The organism is Geobacillus vulcani PSS1, assembly GCF_000733845.1.
In the GTDB taxonomy this organism is placed as follows: Bacteria; Bacillota; Bacilli; order Bacillales; family Anoxybacillaceae; genus Geobacillus; species Geobacillus vulcani.
The window spans coordinates 2332182-2348177 of record NZ_JPOI01000001.1 but is presented as its reverse complement, the minus strand read 5'-3'; the positions used below and the strand labels follow the sequence as shown (position 1 = coordinate 2348177).

Genomic DNA, 15996 nt, shown 5'->3' with positions numbered 1-15996 from the left:
TTTCAAAAAGGACGGGGCACGCCCCCGTCCCTTGCTAATCTGTGCCGCTTCTTTAGGCATGAGTATGATGCAGCGCGCAGCGGTTCGGGCCGATCTCAAGCTCTCGTTGTGTTTCGATATCCACCGTTTTGAGACCGCGGTTGATGGCGACAATGTCTTCGAAGTTCGGCGGGGTTTCCGTTTTGGCGCTTTGGATGACGAGATCGATGAATTCGTCTTTCGGTTTGTTTTGCATCATCTCATTGCGGGCGCGGATGCGGCCTAGCGTATCGCCGACATACCCCTCGGCGTTGATTTCTTCGTCTAAGTTCGCGTAGTGCGCCGGCAAAACGATGACATCATCAGCCATGGCTGCCACTTTTTCATATACGGTGTGATACAAATCTTCCGCCCATTCGGCCACTTTGCCGCCAAGATCCGGGCGTCCGAGACCACCGACAAAGATGGTGTCACCCGAGAACAGCCATTTGCCGTTGACGAAGAACGAGACGCTGCCTGGCGTATGCCCTGGCGTTTTCACCGCCAGCACTTCAAGATGAACGTTTTCAAAGTCGATCGTTTCATGTTGCTCAAGCGGCTCGAAATCGAATACCGCCCCTTCGCTTTTCATCAAGTAGTACGCTGCTCCCGTTCGTTCAGCCAGCGCTTTGCCGCCGGACAAATGATCGGCATGCAAGTGCGAATCCACGATATGCGTGATCGTTACCCCTTCTTGTTTGGCCACTTGTTCATACACATCGACAAACCGCAATGGATCGACGACAAGCGCTTCGCTTCCTGAGATGACCATATACGACAGGCATCCTTTGCCGACGCGGATGAATTGGTAAATTTTCAATTGATCATCTTCGTATACCTTCGCTTGATGGAGATGCTCGCTCCACGCCTGCATCCCGCCGGCGAGCGTATACACGTTGTCAAACCCGGCTTCTGCCAGCTGCTCAGCGACAAACGCCGCCGATCCGCCCTTCGCACACACGACGACGATGTCTTGGTCTTTCGGAAGACGGTCGACAATCGAATCCACGCCGTCAATCAATTCGAAATACGGCACGTTCAAATACGCGAAGTTTTCCCCTTCGATTTTCCAATCGCGAAAATCACTTTCATTGCGAACATCCAAGATGAACAACGATGCTTTGTTTAACACCTTTTCCGTCATTTGTTGTACGGTCATTTCTTTCACCATCTTATCATATACCCCCTGATGTATATTTGATTGTTGAAAAAGGCCGCTCTATTACGATTGAGCGGAATCAAGCGGCCCGTTCCATTGCGACATGCCTGGAACAACGTTGCGCACACGGTCAAATCCGTTTTCGGCCAGCTTTTGCGCGGCCAAATCGCTCCGCGTCCCTGTGCGGCACACGACGTAAATCGTTTTGTCTTTCGGAAGCTCAGCCATCCGATTCTCGAGCTCCCCAAGTGGAATCGAGACCGCACCCGGAATATGGCCAAACGCATACTCCGCCGGTTCGCGGACATCCAAGACAAACGAATCCGGATCGTGAAGTTTTTCTTGCAGTTGTTCATTCGATACGACATGAGGGAATGTCGTTTCTTTGCGTGTTTCATGTTCCGCTGACTTGCGGATATAATGTTTCAAAACCCCATTTTCTTCAATCGTTCCTACATATTGATGCCCTGTGCTTTCCGCCCATGCTTTAATATCGGCTTTGGAGCCCTTGTCCGTCGCTTGCACTTCCAGCACTTGGCCTGGCTGCAGCTCACCGATGGCCTTTTTCGTGCGGACAATCGGCATCGGACAGGACAGTCCTTTCGCGTCTACCGTCATATCGACTTTAATCATTGACAAATTCCCTCCTTGATGGTTTATTCGACCGGTTTATTCGATCGGCCCTTCCCAGGCCAACATGCCGCCTGTCATGTTGACGACGCGGCAACCGCGGCTGTCAAGAAACTCCGCCGCGCGGCCGCTCCGTCCGCCGGAACGGCAGACAAGAATATATTCTTTTCGGCAGAATGAAGCGGCCGGCGAGCAACGAAGCAGGCAAAAGAAACAAAATGATGTTGATGATGGTTTGCGACATACCATTCCCTCATTTTAAATAAATAAGTTCACATTTCCTTCCGAAGCATCGGCCAAATAGGCAGCCACCCCCGCAAACTCAATGCCGTCAATCAATTCTTCCGGCTTCAGTCCAAGCAAATCGACCGTCATTTGACAGGCGACAAGCTTCACACCCTGTTCTTTCGCCATCTCGATCAACTGCGGAAGCGGCATGGCGTTATGCTTTTTGATCACCTTTTTGATCAGCTTCGGGCCGATGCCGGCAAAATTCATGCGCGACAGTCCCATGCGGTCGGCGCCGCGCGGCATCATTTTGGCGAACATCTTTTCAAGAAACCCTTTTTGCACCGGAACGGGCGCCTCTTTCCGCAAGGCATTCAGCCCCCAAAACGTGTGGAAAATCGTCACGTCATGATCATAAGCCGCAGCGCCGTTGGCGATGATGTAAGCCGCCATCGCCTTATCATAGTCGCCGCTGAACAAAATGATCGTTGTCTTTTTCTTCGGCTGTGTCATCTTGCTACCTCCTCTCCTTATACCTGTGTGGGTATATAAAAAGGTGAAAATTATCCTTTTTGAATCCAGAACATCAACACACCATTGTCTTCTTTCACATCAAGCACCGTATGGCCGCTCGCTTTCGCCCATGCAGGCAAGTCGTTTTTCGCCCCTTTATCGGTCGTGTGCACCTCGAGCACTTGACCTGATTGCAATTCGTCTATCGCTTTTTTCGCCCTCACCACCGGCATCGGGCAAGCCAATCCTTTTGCATCCAATACTTTTGCGACGTTCATGATGATGACCTCCTTCACACCAGAAATTTTATTACCATTACCCCTATGGGTATATTACCATGAGAAAAAGAACGTTGTCAACACTTTTTGTTGAGCAACGTATTAACGGCTTTTCACAAGCAACTCCACTGCTTCTTTGACAAGATGGTCTGTGCTTTCTCCTTTTTCCATGCTTTCCCGCAGACAATGTTCCAAATTGGTGCTGACGATCACCGCAATGGCGCGGTCAATGGCATTGCGCGCCGCCGACAGCTGGGAAACGACGCTCTTGCAGTCTTTGCCTTGTTCCATCATGCCAAGGATGCCTTTAATTTGTCCTTCAATCCGTTTTAAGCGGTTTTTGATTTCTTTGTTATATTCCACCGGCTCGTTCGCCCCCTTTCTTGACAATCACAAGCCGCGATTGAGTAGCTTTTCACCTCATAACCGTAACGGCGCAGCAACCGAATGCCGATATTTTTTTCGACCGCATCTTGAGCGATCACATGCAATGGCTGCCGCGGAATGGACGGCAGCTGCCGTTTGATATAGGCAACGGGAATATGCAGTGCGTGCCGACACATCCGGTCATTGACTTCATTATAATCACGCAAATCGACAATAAGCAAGCGGTTCGGCACTTGATCGACCGGAAGACACAAAACACCTTTTACCGAACCGTAGCGTCGATACAGCGCCACGACGAACACAATCAGAAAAATCAGCAACAAACTGCCCCCGATCAACAGCTCACCCTCCTCTTCTTCACCTATGCAAGGCGATGATATGCCCCGCATGGTATATGTCCAACAAACATCTATTTCCAAAACCTTTGTTCCCCATACAGTGTCGTTGCTAAAGCAAGCTCAAAAAATAGTAACCGAACAACCCCGTAATCAACAGCAACAAAGACGCTAAAAACCAGATTAAGGGCCGTGACGGTCGGAATGTCTGTTCATTAATTTGTTTTGCCTTTATCGCATAACTGACGGTAGAAAAAATAATGGTGCAGATCGAAATCACGACCGCCAACGCTCCGATCCATTGGACAATCGCCGTAGACAATGCACTGCTCGTTGACTTTTCATGCAAATGGATGACCAAAAACGCGATCCCGACCACCGCGATCGACGTGCGAATCCAGGCGAGAAACGTCCGCTCGTTCGCCAAATGTTGCTGAATATATTTGGAATCCTCTGTCGGTTGTTTTTCCTCCTTCATCTCTTTTCTCCCCCGCCTTCTTGCCTTTCTGCCGCCTGATCGGCCAACGAATCCTCACCTTCCCCCATCCATCAGCTGGCGGAATAAGCGAGTTCACCCAGATGGATGGCTTTGACATCCAACATGCTTTACAATCTAGGGGCAACTGAAACAGCGTTTTTCGCACACAGCTACCCCTATAGGTATATTAACTAGCGATTCAATAGGTTGTCAATGGTCTTGCCCAAACCGTTTGCGGAGGGAAAAGCGGCATTTTCCACGTCCCAGCACAAAAACGATCTGACGATATAATCATTGTTGTGAGACGATTCTGACCGCAGCCTGTTTGGAAAGGCGGCGATTCGCGTTGATTCATCTTTCCTTCCTTATGTTATTCTTATCCGCTTTTCTCATCGTTTTGCCTGGTCCGGATACGGCGATTGTGACGAAAAACACCATTTCCATAGGGAAAAAGGCGGGATGAAAACCACGCTCGGCGTTTGTTGCGCCTTGTCGATCCATGCGTTGGCGGCCGCCCTTGGGATTTCGGCGATGATTATGAAATCCGCGCTGCTGTTTTCGCTGCTCAAGTACATTGGCGCTGTCCCCGCCAGACACTGGCCTCTGTTTCGCATCCAAAAGAGCAAAAGCCGCATTCCTTCCAGGCGTATAGATGAAAAGGGTGTCTCGCATCGTTTGAGACACCCTTTCTCCATCTCTTACTCTTTCATCCTCATTGGCGCAGCGAGCCGATCGTTGGACATCAACAGCACACAAACGATCGTCAGCGCCGCGGGGATGAGCGCCCATAAAAACGTATCGGCAATCGACGAGGCGAGCGCTTCGGTCAAACGGTCGAGCACAGGGGCCGGGATGTGCGCCCGCGCTTCCGGCGACAACATCGCGCGCGGATCGTGCATATTCGCTCCAGGCGCCCCTTGCGCCATGCCGCGAAACTGCTCGGCCAATTGATCGGTGAACAAGTTGCGCTGAATGATGCCAAACACGGTAATGCCGACCGTCATGCCGAGCGACCGGACAAACGAGTTCGTTGAGCTGGCCGCTCCCCGTTCCGCTTCAGAAAAATGGTGGATCGCCGCCATGCCGAGCACCGAAAACGATGCTCCGACCCCTAACCCAACAATAATCATGTACAACGTCACCGTAAGCCGCGTGGTATGCTCATCAATCGTGCCAAGCAGCCCGATCCCAGCGGTAAACAGCAACATAAACCCGAACATCACGTTGCGGTAGCTCGTTTTCCCGGCCAAAAAGCCGCCGAGTTGGGCTGATACCGTCGTCGAAAGCATCATCGGCAACAAAATCAATCCGGAATTCGTCGCCGAACCGCCCGTCACCCCTTGGATAAAAATCGGGATGTACACGGTGGCGACAACAAACGTCGCGCCGGAGAAAAAGGCGACCAACGTCGTTGACGCAAACAGGCGCTCGCGAAACATATGGTAAGATACGATTGGCTCTTGTGCTTTCGTTTCTACATACAAAAACACGAGAAAGAGCAAGGCAAACGCCGAAAACAACCCGATGATCACGGCCGAGTCCCACGCGTACTTCTGGCCGCCAAGCTCCAGCGCAAACATCAGGCAGACGATCGCCGGAACAAGCGTCATCACGCCAAGCCAGTCAATGCTTTGCTTCGCATGCTTCGGCGACTCGCGGTAGTAGATCCAAAGCAAGAAAAACGCGACAATCCCAAGCGGAATGTTAATGTAAAACACCCAGCGCCAGTTGAGATAATCGGTGATATACGCGCCAAGCAGCGGGCCGAAAATGCTGGACAAGCCAAACACCGCGCCAAACAGCCCGCCCATCTTCCCGCGCTTCTCCGGCGGGAAAATGTCAAACATAATCGTAAACGCGATCGGCACGAGCGCCCCGCCACCGATGCCTTGAATGGCGCGGAAAATGCTGAGCTGCACGATCGTTTGCGCCATGCCGCACAACACCGACCCAATTAAAAACACGATGATGCCAAATAAGAAAAATCGCTTCCGTCCGTACATGTCGGACAATTTCCCAAAAATCGGCATCCCCGCCATCTCGGCCACCATATACGCCGACGTCACCCAAACAAACTGCTTGAGCCCGCCCAAATCGGCGACAATCGTCGCCATCGCTGTTGCCACAATCGTATTGTCCATCGAGGCGACAAAAATGCCGAGCAACAGCGCGACCACGACCAATCCCGTTTTCGTTTCCTTATTCCTCATCCGTTCCCTCTCCCTCTACCTCTGTCTTTTTTCTTTCACCATGGCATGTTCGTCTTGGGCAAACGCCATCTGATATTCAACAAGCCCGATCTCACAGCCTGGGCCGATCGTCACCCGCTCTCCTCGGACGATCGCGGCTTTCGTATATTCCAAATAAATCTCATCGCCTTCAATCGTGTCCGCCTCCAACGTGGCGGATAAGGAAGAAAAACGCGTCAGCCAGTGAATGGCGTTCCACGTTTTGTTTCGCTTGACGGAAATCGTCCGGCCGCCAATTTCCTTGACCGAACTGTCGGCAAAATAGAGCGACAATTCCACCTGTTCGGCATTCAGCGTCTGTCCGACTCGCACGACGCCGGTCAACGCGACCTTTTCCGCCTCGCAGCTTCCCGACACCGACAGCTCGCCATAGCCGCGAATCGCATGCGCTTCCACGTTCCCCTCCACCTGCACCATCCCGCGCAGCTGAAGATGCTGCAGATGGGCATGGCCGCGAATGTCTGCTTCCCCGAACACATCCATTTTCTCCATACGCACAGGACCGTCGATGTTCGCTTGGCCAAACAGGCGAAGCTGGCGGGCGGTGAGCGCTCCTTTCATGTCTGCCGAGCCAAACACTTTGCAGCGGTCGCATTCGACATCGCCGCGAATCGTCGCATCGCCGCGGACCGTCACGTGATGGAACGTGCCGCCGCCCGAAAACGCCGATCCGTTAATGGTCAAATTTCTCGCCGCCATCGTTCTCACCCTTTCTCTATGATTCCGATTTTCGCCTCTTCATCACATTCCAATGCTTCTCGGTACTCGACCCGCTCGATGTGACATCCCCGCCCGATCGTCACGCGGTTGCCGCGCACCGTTTTCGCCGTAGTATGTTCGAGATGAATGACATCCCCTTCGATCACATCGGCGGTCAACTCCGCTGGAAAAAACCATTTTTTGAACAGCGAACCTCCTTGCCTCTTTACCATAATCGTTTCCCCGCCGATCTCCGTAGCGCGGCTCGGACCAAACAGCTTTACTTCGATATAGCCTGCGTTCAACAGCCCGCCAACGGAGAAATGCCCTTCGACCTCCATCCGCTCGGCCGAACAGTCACCGCCAACGTCGAGCTCGCCATGGACACGGATCGTCTCCGCCGTGCATGAGCCTTTCACCAAGCCGTGGCCGCGAACCGTCGCCTCCTGGCATTGCACATGTTCTCCAATTTTCACACTCCCGCTCACTTTCATCCACTCGCACTCCATCCCACCTGTCACATGGCCTTTCCCGGCAATATGAACGTTGTTGGCTTTCACGCTTCCTTCGACGGTCGCATTTCCTTGCACTTGCATCTCCAAGCAATCGAGATCGCCATACAGCTTTCCATTCCCCGATAATTTCACCAAGCTGTACAGCCCGCCGGACGCATGCCCCGTTCCGGCAATGACCAAATCACGCCGCTCCATTTCTCATCCCTCCGAAAGCTTCAGCTTTAACTCTTCAATACATGCCGGCACATGCAGCCGCGCTGCGAGCTTTGCTCCTTCTTCGATGTACAAGTTGACTGCCCCTTCCGCCAAAAAGCAAGTCGCCATCCCCATTTTGCGAAGAACGATCAGCTCACATGATTTTCCTTGCAGTTTTGGATAATGGCTCTCAAACATCTTCCATATGTTTTTTCCCTCTTCCATGCTAATCTCGCCGGAAAGAAGCAGCCGATCAACAAGATAAAGAGAAAGAAGCTGCACAAACGAAACGTCGTTTCGATCGCTCAACTGGTTGTTCAATAATTGCAACACGACGTCCGAAACAATGTGACGTTTTACGATTTCTTCTTTCGTCATGACGACCGTCGCCGGATCAGGCGCAAACATCGCCGCCAACTCATCGAGAGACCGCTCATCCTTCAGCTCCTTGATTTTCTCAATGCGAGCCAAGATTTTTTCTCTCGGAAAAAACGTCTCCTGCCCAGTGAATGTCGATTTGCGAATAAACCATTCTTCCGGAATCAGCTTTTTCCGCTTCCAGCGATACAGCTGGCCGTATGAAATGCCGGTCAGCTCAAGCAGTTCTTTTTTCGAAATCAATTCCTGTTCCATGAGCAGCTCACCTCCCTCACAACCATAAATGTAACATAACATTGTTACGTTGTAAAGGGGCATATGTCAAAAAATGAGACAAGGCGATTGACAACCTGCCGTCTAGCTCAGTACAATGAAGCCAATTTCCACTGGCATCGCGATTCACATTATGAAGAGAGGAGAAAGAGAAACATGCATTCAACGTTGCAGAAGAAAATCGCCGCTGCCGCAAAACAAACGAAAGCCGATCTCGTCATCAAAAACGGAAAAATCGTCAACGTGTTTACACGCGAAATCGTCGAAGGGGACCTCGCCATTGCCGAAGGGACGATCGTCGGCATCGGCCGCTATGAAGGCAAAGAAACGATGGACGCCAAAGGACGCTATATTTGTCCTGGACTGATTGACGGACACGTGCATATCGAATCGTCGATGGTGCCCCCGAGCGAATTCGCCCGCGTCGTTCTGCCGCATGGGGTCACTACGGTGATCGCCGACCCGCACGAAATCGCGAACGTCGCCGGCGTCCACGGCATTCAATTTATGCTCGACGACGCCAAGCGGACGCCGCTTGATGTATATATCATGTTGCCATCGTGCGTGCCGGCCGCTTCCTTTGAACATGCCGGCGCCGTCTTGTCAGCTGCGGACCTAGCACCGTTTTTCAACGATGAGCGCGTTCTCGGCTTGGCGGAAGTGATGGACTATCCGTCATTAAGGGAACAACACCCGTCCATGCTTGACAAACTGGCGCTCGCGGCCAACTCCAACCGTCTCATCGACGGCCACTTGGCCGGTCTGGATGCCGATGCCATCAACGTCTACCGTAGCGCCTGCATCCATACGGATCATGAATGCGTCACCGCCGACGAAGCGTTAGAACGCATTCGCCGCGGCATGTACGTGCTCATTCGCCAAGGTTCAGTCGCCAAAGATCTTGACAAACTTCTTCCCGCCGTCACTGAGCATAACGCGCGCCGCTTTCTGTTTTGCACGGATGACAAACATCTGGACGACTTATGGTTCGAAGGGAGCGTCGACCATAACGTGCGGCTGGCCATTCGCGCTGGGCTCGATCCGCTTCTGGCCATCCAAATGGCTACGTTAAATGCCGCCGAGTGCTACCGGTTGTCGACCAAAGGCGCGGTCGCCCCCGGATACGATGCCGATTTTCTGCTGTTGGAAGATTTGGAAACACTGAATATCACCCATGTATTCAAATCCGGCAGACTCGTCGCCGAACACGGCCGAACCACCTTCCACTCTGAATCGTCAGCTTGCCGCGTCCAATCGGAATTACGGCAATCAATCCGTTGCCAACCGGTCACCGAAGCTGATCTTCGCATTCCGATGCGGAAAGGAAACAACGCCCATGTCATGGAGATCATCCCGAACCACTTGCACACGAATCATCGCATCACCGAAGTCGATGTCCAGGACGGAGCCTTTTCCCCTTCGGTCGAACGGGATTTGTTGAAGCTTGTGGTCGTCGAACGCCATCGCGGGCTTGGCATCGGCCTTGGCATCGTCCGTGGCTTCGGCTTCCAAGCAGGCGCCATTGCCTCTTCGATCGCACACGATTCGCACCACATCATCGCCGCCGGAACAAACGACGGTGACCTCGTCATCGCCATCGAACAGCTCCGCCAACAACAAGGCGGACTTGCCGTCGTCAAAAATGGAACGGTGCTCGCCAGCCTGCCGCTTGAAATCGGCGGATTGATGACTGGAAAAGACTATACCGAGGTGCTAAACGAATTGAAACAGATTGACCAAGCACTTAAAGCAATCGGCGCAGACGGCTCTTTCAATCCGTTCATCACCCTGTCATTTCTCGCCTTGCCGGTCATTCCCGAGCTCAAGCTGACCGATCAAGGACTATTTGACGTTAAACGTTGGGAGTTTATCCCGGTCGAAGCATAACGGATGGACTCCACATATACGAGCCTAGTCTCGCTATAAGCGAAGAGGGTGTCTCCCAAAGCGACGAGACACCCTTTTCACTGCGATGTGCAGCATCGACATTCACGTTATACGGCTTGTGAACACATGTAGTTGATGACTTGTCCATCTATCCACTTTTCCTCTCAAAATACACATGCAACCGATACTCACAAATTTCTTTCGTCCAATTGTACAACATTTCTTCATGTTCATGGGCGATGGAAAATTGGAGCGCAAACACATTGTTTACAAAAGAAATCAGCCCCTTTGAGCTGCCGCTCCATTTCGTCATCGGCATGCGAGCAATCAATTTGCTCACTTTTTCCTCGTCGTACTCCCAAAGGCATTTCGTTTCCCCATCGGAAAAATCGATGCGCTTCCGGTATTCTTTTTCTGTTAAATACTGGTGAAAGAACGGTGCCGCTTGTTGCGGAGTGATGGGCTCATGCCAGCCCGAAGGCCCACGCTCGAGCATGGCTTTTAAGACAACCATTTTATAACTTTTCGACATTACCGTCCGCTCAACCTCAACAAGCCACGGTTCATGCTTGAGAAACACTTCCTTCTCCAAATCCGACAGCTCCCCGGCCCAATATAAAAAACCGACATAAGAGTTGAACTCTTGTTTGTACTCGTCCGCTTCACTTCGGCCTTGGAGATGCAATTCTAAATACGTTGGTCGTCTGCCCAACTCCTGCTTGAGCTGTCTGTAATCGGCCAGCAGCCGTTCTTTGCGCGGTTGGCGTTTTTTCTGCATCTCCTCGAGAAGATGGATGGCCTGGACATCAAGATGCAGTTCGCATGGTTCCGGAACCGTTGGCACAACGGATTCCCTCGCTTTTTTCTTCGTTTCGCCCCGCTGTGCATCAAACAGGCGCAGCTTGACATCGGCATTGCGGTAGTTTCCGATTAAATCAATAATGACGCAGTAGTCCTTGCCTTCATACAGCCGCAGCCCGCGCCCGACTTGCTGGGTGAAGACGGTCAGCGATTCCGTCGGCCGCACGAACAAAAGGGTATCGACAGAAGGAATATCGACCCCTTCATTGAACAAATCGACGGTGAAGATAGCGTCCAGTTCACGGCGCTCCAACATGGCAATGGCCTGCTTGCGCGAAATGGCCGTCTGCTTCGAATGAAGGCTGATCGTCCGGTAGCCATGGCGTTGGAAATATCGGGACAGAAAATCGGCTTGCCGAATCGATGAACAAAAGACGAGTGTTCTTGTTTTCTTATACTGCTCCCACGCTCGCAAAATGTTCTCCGCCATCTCCTCGCGAAGCTGCGCTTGAAGCAGCTCTTCCTCATCATAGCGGTTGCCGAGCCATTTGATTTGCGAATAATCGGTGTCATCATACACGCCATAATAGTGAAACGGCGCAAGCCAACCGCGCTGCACTGCTTCAATAAAGTCAATCCGGTAGGCAACGTTTCCATCGCAAATCGCGTACACATCTTTATTGTCGTTCCGATCTGGAGTGGCGGTGATGCCAAGCAAAAATTTCGGCTGAAAATAACGAAGGACGCGTTCGTACGAGCGGGCCGCCGCATGGTGGAACTCGTCCACAATAATTAAGTCAAATGAGTCAGGACGAAACGAAAACAAATGTTTTTTCATGCTCAGCGTAAAGATCGAGGCAAACACCATATCCGCATTTCCGTCTTTTTGATTGCCGTCGTATATACCCGCCGTTCGATCCGGGATCACACGTTCGAACGACTGTTTTGCCTGGCGAAGAATTTCCTCGCGGTGGGCGATGAACAGCACTCGCGAAAAACGGCGGGCAAAAAAAGCGGCCAAATACGTTTTCCCAAGCCCGGTCGCCATGACAACCATCGCTTTATCGTATCCTTCTTCATACGCAGCTTCCAACCGCTCCAACGCCTCAACTTGGGCAAAGCGCGGCTGGATCGTTCCATATGGAGTAGCCGTCTCATGAACAACATCGACCTTGTCTGCCGTTTCCACCTCCTGCTTCTTTTCCGTTTCCGTCGGAAGCATCAACTCGATTTCCTCTGCCTCAGCCCATGTACGAGATAGGTTAGGATGGCGTTGGTGATTATCTTGATACTGTTTTTCATAGTCTGCGATTGTTTCGGCGTTGACCGGCACCGTTTCCAGAGCGTAAAACAGCTTTAAAAACTGCTCCATCGCTTCGGCAAATACATCTTCATCAACACTTTTATCCAGCCCCACATTCCACTCGATGCCGTCTGTGAGAGCCGAACGGGATAAATTAGAAGACCCGATGACAAAGTAGCCTTGTTCGCTATCTTCAAACAAGTAAGCCTTCGGATGAAACGAAATCCCATCACTTCTAAACAGGCGCACTTCGATGTCGGGATGAATCGAAATCAGTTCACGCAACGCTTCCGGCTGGGTGACAAACAAATAATCCCCAACACAAATTTTGATGTCTGCACCCCGTCGCGCAGCCGCCTCTAGACTGTCTTTCAAAAGGCGGACTCCAGATTTCATGGCAAACGATGTCAGTATGTATATTGTCGACGAGCGGCTTATCTGTTCCTGCAGCTTGTCAATGAGCCGCCGGGAAATCAACTCGACTTTACTCATCATGAACCTCGACCAAAAAAATTTTTTCACGGAAGCCGCCGCGCTCTTCTGCTTTTTTCGCCCGGATTTGTTCCACTTGTTCGATCGAAGCGCCATGACATGCGGCTAAGGCATGAATAATTTCCAACACATCCGCAAGCTCTTCGAGGGCGGCCTCGTCGGTCGCTGACTGAACATACTCCTCAAGCTCTTCAAACGCTTTCTTCTGTAGTTCTTTCCTATATTCTTCCGCGTCGAGTATGCGAGTAGTGAACGTTTTTCCGGCTTGTTCGATAATGGCCGGAATGCGGTCGCGAACGAGTTTATTGTATATCGGCATATCCATTCCTCCATCTACGAGACTATACGATTATTTTACAAAATCTCGCCTTTTTTTCATAGAAAGAACAAGCAGAAGGCCCCTTTTCCTAAGGAATATTGTTTCTGCCTAAATAAAACCGTTATCAATCGTTACAAATATAATTAAGCCAAAAACTTCACATACTCCCCCCTCCCCCGTGCCATACTAAGAAAAATCGACACGATTCGTGCTTGGAGGTTTGTATGGAATGGCTGCTGCTTTGGCTGCTCGTGGCGATCGGCATCGGATTGCTTTTGCTTAGTTTCCGCTTGTTGTCGTTGCGAGAGGTGTCGATCTCCTTTCTGCTCAATGCGTATGCGACGAGTTTTTTGGGCACGGTCACGGCGGGGGCCGGGCTGCTCGAGTATCCGATCCGTTTTTTTGCGGCTTATACGGGCAACAGTGTCATTTTTGAATATCTTCTCTATCCGGTCGTTAGCGTATACGTGTATGCGACATCAAGGCGTTCACGCGGGTTGGGCGTGGTGGCCCAATGTGCGGGGTATGCGGCGGCGATGACGGCATTAGAAGTAGTATTTGAACGATATACGGATTTGATTGAGTACCATGGCTGGACATGGGTGCACTCCTTCGTGGCCATGTTCCTTTTAACGCTCGCGGTTCGCCTGCTTGCCGGACGGCTGCTTCAAGAAAACGGGTGAGTTGGCATGTCTATTTCTCCTAGTTCGCGCTATACATATAGTATAGTTGTCCATAAAGGAGGCGAACGGGATGGTGCTGTTTGACATCAAACACCGCCTGTATTACGAAGCCATCAATTCCGCGCGCCCGAAAATGGCGCCAATCCGCCAAGACCGGGCGTGGGGATATGTATGGAAGACTGTAAACGGCGAGCGGGTGAAGTTTTGGATCGACTTCCAGCGTGGACAGTATCTGTATTTTGAATATGGACGAAAATGGTATCGAGTGAAGTATTTGCAGGCGGACGGGCGAAAATCAGGCGAAGACATATTGAACGGGGCGATGATTGATTTGACGGTGGATGGTCATCAGCTTCTGCTGCTGAAGGGGCGCATCCGCAGCCAGACAGCGCGCGCTATGTAAAAGCGGTTGCCCCCGAGCCATCCTACATGAACAGCTGACAGACGCGCTGGCACACATGCCTGATTCCTCCCAGCGAACTAAACTATGCTATCCTTATTGACCGCATAGACTGGGCAACAGAGTGCCCTAACAGGAGAGGGTGAAGACATGGATCGAATCCATTTATGGGCGTTGTTGGCTCTAGGGCTCATCCTACTGGCTTTCAGTTTGCGCAAACCACCCATTAAAGACGTGATTCTCGTGTTTTTATTGAAAGCTTATTTTTCCACCTTCTTCGGTGTGATTGTGGTCGAAAAGCACTTGCTCGATTATCCGGTGAGGTTTTTGGGGCAATACTTCGACACCAGCATCTTGTTTGAATATGTTCTCTACCCAGTCATGTGCGTGTATTTTTATCGAACATCATACCATTCAAGCATTTTCGGCATTGTCGGGCAATGCGTCTTGTATACAGCTGCTTTGACATTCGTGGAGGTTCTTTATGAAAGGCATACAAATTTGATTCGATATCATACGTGGACATGGATGCATTCGTTTGTCACGATCTTTCTCCTATCGTTTTTCGTTCGAATCCTGATGAAGCTGATCAACCGCTGGGAAGAGTCTGTCCGCTGTCGTTCATGACCGTTTTTCTTTCTAAAAGCACCCAAGCCCATTTTTGTTTTCCGCAAAAAGCCGTTGGCGGCCGGACGAATGTCCGCATAAAGCCCCTATGGCGACAGCGCGAGGTCCTCTTGGCAGCAGATGTCGAAGCAAGCACACAGGCGGCAAAGAGCCCTGCTCCTTGCCGCCTTCTTTTTATGCCCACCACATCTCGGGCAGTTCTTCTTTGAACAGCACGTGTTTGAGGAGCGCCACCGCTTTGGACAGCCCTTCGTCGATCGAGGCGAGCATGTCTTCGTGTTCAATGGAGAGTACATAGTCATAGCCGACGGCGCGCAAGGCGCTGACGATGTCGCGCCACCGTTTTTCGCTTTGCCCGTAGCCGACGGTGCGGAACACCCACGAGCGGTCGAGAATTTGGCTGTAATGCTTCGTATCCAGCACGCCGTTTTTGCGGATGTTCGCTTCGTCCAAGTACGTATCTTTCGCATGGACGTGGAAAATCGCTTTTTCGCGGCCGAGCAGTTTGATCGCTTCAACCGGGTCGATGCCTTGCCAAAGCAGGTGGCTCGGATCGAAGTTGGCGCCGATCGCTTCGCCGACGTGCTCGCGCAGTTTGAGGAGCGTTTCCGGGTTGTAGACGACAAAGCCCGGATGCATTTCAAAGGCGATTTGCGTGATGCCGTGCTCCTTGGCGAACGCCGCTTCTTCGCGCCAGTACGGGATGACGACTTCGTCCCATTGCCACTTTAAAATTTCCAGATAATCCGGCGGCCAGGAGCACGTGACCCAGTTCGGATATTTGGCGCCGGGATGGTCGCCCGGGCAGCCGGAGAAGGCGTTGATGACCGGGACTTCGAGCTGCTCAGCGAGCTTGACCGTTTTCCGCCACGTGTCATGCGATTGTTTCGCAAACGCTTTGTCCGGATGAAGCGGGTTGCCGTGGCAGCTGAGCGCGCTGATGATAAGTCCGCGGTCGTGAACCGCTTTTTTCAACGCCTTGATTTTGTCCGGCTGATCTAACAGGGCATCCGGATCGCAATGGGCGCTGCCTGGGTAATTGCCGGTGCCAAGCTCGACGGCTTCAATGCCCATCGCGGCCACTTTGTCGAGCATGTCTTCAAACGGCAACTGTTGGTACAAGACGGTAAATACGCCTACTTTCATTTG

Annotated in this window: 18 protein-coding genes and 2 pseudogenes; 5 read left to right on the top strand and 15 right to left on the bottom strand. The window is 51.7% G+C overall.

The window, feature by feature from the left end; genetic code table 11:
* Nucleotides 1-52: 52 nt before the first annotated feature.
* The 8 genes and pseudogenes from N685_RS0112750 to N685_RS0112715 form a co-directional block, all read right to left on the bottom strand.
* Nucleotides 53-1189 carry an MBL fold metallo-hydrolase gene (locus N685_RS0112750; protein WP_031408900.1) on the bottom strand — a complete coding sequence of 379 codons (1137 nt, stop codon included), beginning with the start codon at nucleotides 1187-1189 and terminating at the stop codon, nucleotides 53-55.
* A 51-nt stretch (nucleotides 1190-1240) separates the two neighbouring features.
* Nucleotides 1241-1810 carry a sulfurtransferase TusA family protein gene (locus N685_RS0112745; RefSeq protein WP_031408898.1) on the bottom strand — a complete coding sequence of 190 codons (570 nt, stop codon included), beginning with the start codon at nucleotides 1808-1810 and terminating at the stop codon, nucleotides 1241-1243.
* Between the two features lie 36 nt (nucleotides 1811-1846).
* A pseudogene (locus N685_RS19115) lies at nucleotides 1847-1975 on the bottom strand (rhodanese-like domain-containing protein); the annotation flags it as partial.
* A gap of 90 nt (nucleotides 1976-2065) precedes the next feature.
* Nucleotides 2066-2548, bottom strand: a complete 483-nt coding sequence (locus N685_RS0112735) for a DsrE/DsrF/DrsH-like family protein (RefSeq protein ID WP_013524024.1) — start codon at nucleotides 2546-2548, stop codon at nucleotides 2066-2068.
* A 50-nt stretch (nucleotides 2549-2598) separates the two neighbouring features.
* Nucleotides 2599-2826 carry a sulfurtransferase TusA family protein gene (locus N685_RS0112730; protein ID WP_031408895.1) on the bottom strand — a complete coding sequence of 76 codons (228 nt, stop codon included), beginning with the start codon at nucleotides 2824-2826 and terminating at the stop codon, nucleotides 2599-2601.
* Nucleotides 2827-2928: 102 nt separating this feature from the next.
* A complete protein-coding gene (locus N685_RS0112725) occupies nucleotides 2929-3189 on the bottom strand; it encodes a metal-sensitive transcriptional regulator (RefSeq protein ID WP_031408893.1) in 261 nt (86 codons plus the stop codon).
* Nucleotides 3156-3551, bottom strand: a complete 396-nt coding sequence (locus N685_RS0112720; protein ID WP_237746900.1) for a rhodanese-like domain-containing protein — start codon at nucleotides 3549-3551, stop codon at nucleotides 3156-3158. The genes N685_RS0112725 and N685_RS0112720 overlap by 34 nt, the downstream gene beginning before the upstream one ends.
* Nucleotides 3552-3660: 109 nt before the next feature.
* Nucleotides 3661-4026: a YidH family protein gene (locus tag N685_RS0112715; RefSeq protein ID WP_031408889.1), complete on the bottom strand. Its 366-nt coding sequence runs from the start codon at nucleotides 4024-4026 to the stop codon at nucleotides 3661-3663.
* A 367-nt stretch (nucleotides 4027-4393) separates the two neighbouring features.
* On the opposite strand from N685_RS0112715, the pseudogene N685_RS20080 reads away from it, so the two are divergent.
* Nucleotides 4394-4611 (top strand): annotated as a pseudogene (locus tag N685_RS20080) (LysE family transporter); the annotation flags it as partial.
* Nucleotides 4612-4724: 113 nt separating this feature from the next.
* Here N685_RS20080 and N685_RS0112705 read toward each other — a convergent pair.
* From N685_RS0112705 to N685_RS0112690, 4 genes are read right to left on the bottom strand one after another with little or no spacing between them, the layout of a single operon-like run.
* On the bottom strand, nucleotides 4725-6236 hold the full coding sequence (locus N685_RS0112705; RefSeq protein WP_031408884.1) for an MDR family MFS transporter: 1512 nt from the start codon (nucleotides 6234-6236) through the stop codon (nucleotides 4725-4727).
* A gap of 15 nt (nucleotides 6237-6251) precedes the next feature.
* Nucleotides 6252-6974 carry a polymer-forming cytoskeletal protein gene (locus N685_RS0112700; protein ID WP_031408882.1) on the bottom strand — a complete coding sequence of 241 codons (723 nt, stop codon included), beginning with the start codon at nucleotides 6972-6974 and terminating at the stop codon, nucleotides 6252-6254.
* A 5-nt stretch (nucleotides 6975-6979) separates the two neighbouring features.
* Nucleotides 6980-7684, bottom strand: a complete 705-nt coding sequence (locus N685_RS0112695; protein WP_031408880.1) for a polymer-forming cytoskeletal protein — start codon at nucleotides 7682-7684, stop codon at nucleotides 6980-6982.
* Nucleotides 7685-7687: 3 nt separating this feature from the next.
* Entirely contained in the window at nucleotides 7688-8317 is a 630-nt protein-coding gene (locus N685_RS0112690) for a YhbD family protein (RefSeq protein ID WP_031408878.1), read from the bottom strand.
* 174 nt (nucleotides 8318-8491) lie between these two features.
* On the opposite strand from N685_RS0112690, the gene ade reads away from it, so the two are divergent.
* Nucleotides 8492-10222, top strand: a complete 1731-nt coding sequence (gene ade / locus N685_RS0112685; RefSeq protein WP_031408876.1) for an adenine deaminase — start codon at nucleotides 8492-8494, stop codon at nucleotides 10220-10222.
* Nucleotides 10223-10370: 148 nt separating this feature from the next.
* Here the strand turns inward: ade and N685_RS0112680 are convergent, their stop codons facing one another.
* Nucleotides 10371-12818, bottom strand: coding sequence for a DEAD/DEAH box helicase family protein (locus N685_RS0112680; RefSeq protein WP_031408874.1), 2448 nt, complete (start codon nucleotides 12816-12818; stop codon nucleotides 10371-10373).
* Nucleotides 12811-13137, bottom strand: coding sequence for a nucleoside triphosphate pyrophosphohydrolase (locus N685_RS0112675; RefSeq protein ID WP_031408872.1), 327 nt, complete (start codon nucleotides 13135-13137; stop codon nucleotides 12811-12813). Before N685_RS0112675 ends, N685_RS0112680 begins: the two co-directional genes overlap by 8 nt.
* Before the next feature lie 224 nt (nucleotides 13138-13361).
* Between N685_RS0112675 and N685_RS0112670 the strand changes: the two genes are divergently transcribed.
* The 3 genes from N685_RS0112670 to N685_RS0112660 all read left to right on the top strand — a co-directional run bounded on the left by N685_RS0112670 (nucleotide 13362) and on the right by N685_RS0112660 (nucleotide 14847).
* Nucleotides 13362-13820, top strand: coding sequence for a CBO0543 family protein (locus N685_RS0112670; RefSeq protein ID WP_031408870.1), 459 nt, complete (start codon nucleotides 13362-13364; stop codon nucleotides 13818-13820).
* Between the two features lie 70 nt (nucleotides 13821-13890).
* Nucleotides 13891-14223, top strand: a complete 333-nt coding sequence (locus N685_RS0112665) for a hypothetical protein (protein ID WP_031408868.1) — start codon at nucleotides 13891-13893, stop codon at nucleotides 14221-14223.
* A gap of 147 nt (nucleotides 14224-14370) precedes the next feature.
* A complete protein-coding gene (locus tag N685_RS0112660) occupies nucleotides 14371-14847 on the top strand; it encodes a CBO0543 family protein (RefSeq protein ID WP_031408866.1) in 477 nt (158 codons plus the stop codon).
* Nucleotides 14848-15021: 174 nt separating this feature from the next.
* On the opposite strand, the gene N685_RS0112655 is transcribed toward N685_RS0112660, so the two are convergent.
* On the bottom strand, nucleotides 15022-15993 hold the full coding sequence (locus N685_RS0112655) for a sugar phosphate isomerase/epimerase family protein (protein WP_031408864.1): 972 nt from the start codon (nucleotides 15991-15993) through the stop codon (nucleotides 15022-15024).
* Between the last annotated feature and the right edge of the window lie 3 nt (nucleotides 15994-15996).

Coding starts and splice junctions, on each gene's coding strand:
- N685_RS0112670 (WP_031408870.1), top strand. CDS start 13,362: ATGGAATGGCTGCTGCTTTGGCTGCTCGTGGCGATCGGCATCGGATTG.
- N685_RS0112665 (WP_031408868.1), top strand. CDS start 13,891: ATGGTGCTGTTTGACATCAAACACCGCCTGTATTACGAAGCCATCAAT.
- N685_RS0112745 (WP_031408898.1), bottom strand. CDS start 1,810: ATGATTAAAGTCGATATGACGGTAGACGCGAAAGGACTGTCCTGTCCG.
- ade (WP_031408876.1), top strand. CDS start 8,492: ATGCATTCAACGTTGCAGAAGAAAATCGCCGCTGCCGCAAAACAAACG.
- N685_RS0112660 (WP_031408866.1), top strand. CDS start 14,371: ATGGATCGAATCCATTTATGGGCGTTGTTGGCTCTAGGGCTCATCCTA.
- N685_RS0112750 (WP_031408900.1), bottom strand. CDS start 1,189: ATGGTGAAAGAAATGACCGTACAACAAATGACGGAAAAGGTGTTAAAC.
- N685_RS0112730 (WP_031408895.1), bottom strand. CDS start 2,826: ATGAACGTCGCAAAAGTATTGGATGCAAAAGGATTGGCTTGCCCGATG.
- N685_RS0112675 (WP_031408872.1), bottom strand. CDS start 13,137: ATGCCGATATACAATAAACTCGTTCGCGACCGCATTCCGGCCATTATC.
- N685_RS0112700 (WP_031408882.1), bottom strand. CDS start 6,974: ATGGCGGCGAGAAATTTGACCATTAACGGATCGGCGTTTTCGGGCGGC.
- N685_RS0112715 (WP_031408889.1), bottom strand. CDS start 4,026: ATGAAGGAGGAAAAACAACCGACAGAGGATTCCAAATATATTCAGCAA.
- N685_RS0112735 (WP_013524024.1), bottom strand. CDS start 2,548: ATGACACAGCCGAAGAAAAAGACAACGATCATTTTGTTCAGCGGCGAC.
- N685_RS0112695 (WP_031408880.1), bottom strand. CDS start 7,684: ATGGAGCGGCGTGATTTGGTCATTGCCGGAACGGGGCATGCGTCCGGC.
- N685_RS0112655 (WP_031408864.1), bottom strand. CDS start 15,993: ATGAAAGTAGGCGTATTTACCGTCTTGTACCAACAGTTGCCGTTTGAA.
- N685_RS0112680 (WP_031408874.1), bottom strand. CDS start 12,818: ATGAGTAAAGTCGAGTTGATTTCCCGGCGGCTCATTGACAAGCTGCAG.
- N685_RS0112705 (WP_031408884.1), bottom strand. CDS start 6,236: ATGAGGAATAAGGAAACGAAAACGGGATTGGTCGTGGTCGCGCTGTTG.
- N685_RS0112690 (WP_031408878.1), bottom strand. CDS start 8,317: ATGGAACAGGAATTGATTTCGAAAAAAGAACTGCTTGAGCTGACCGGC.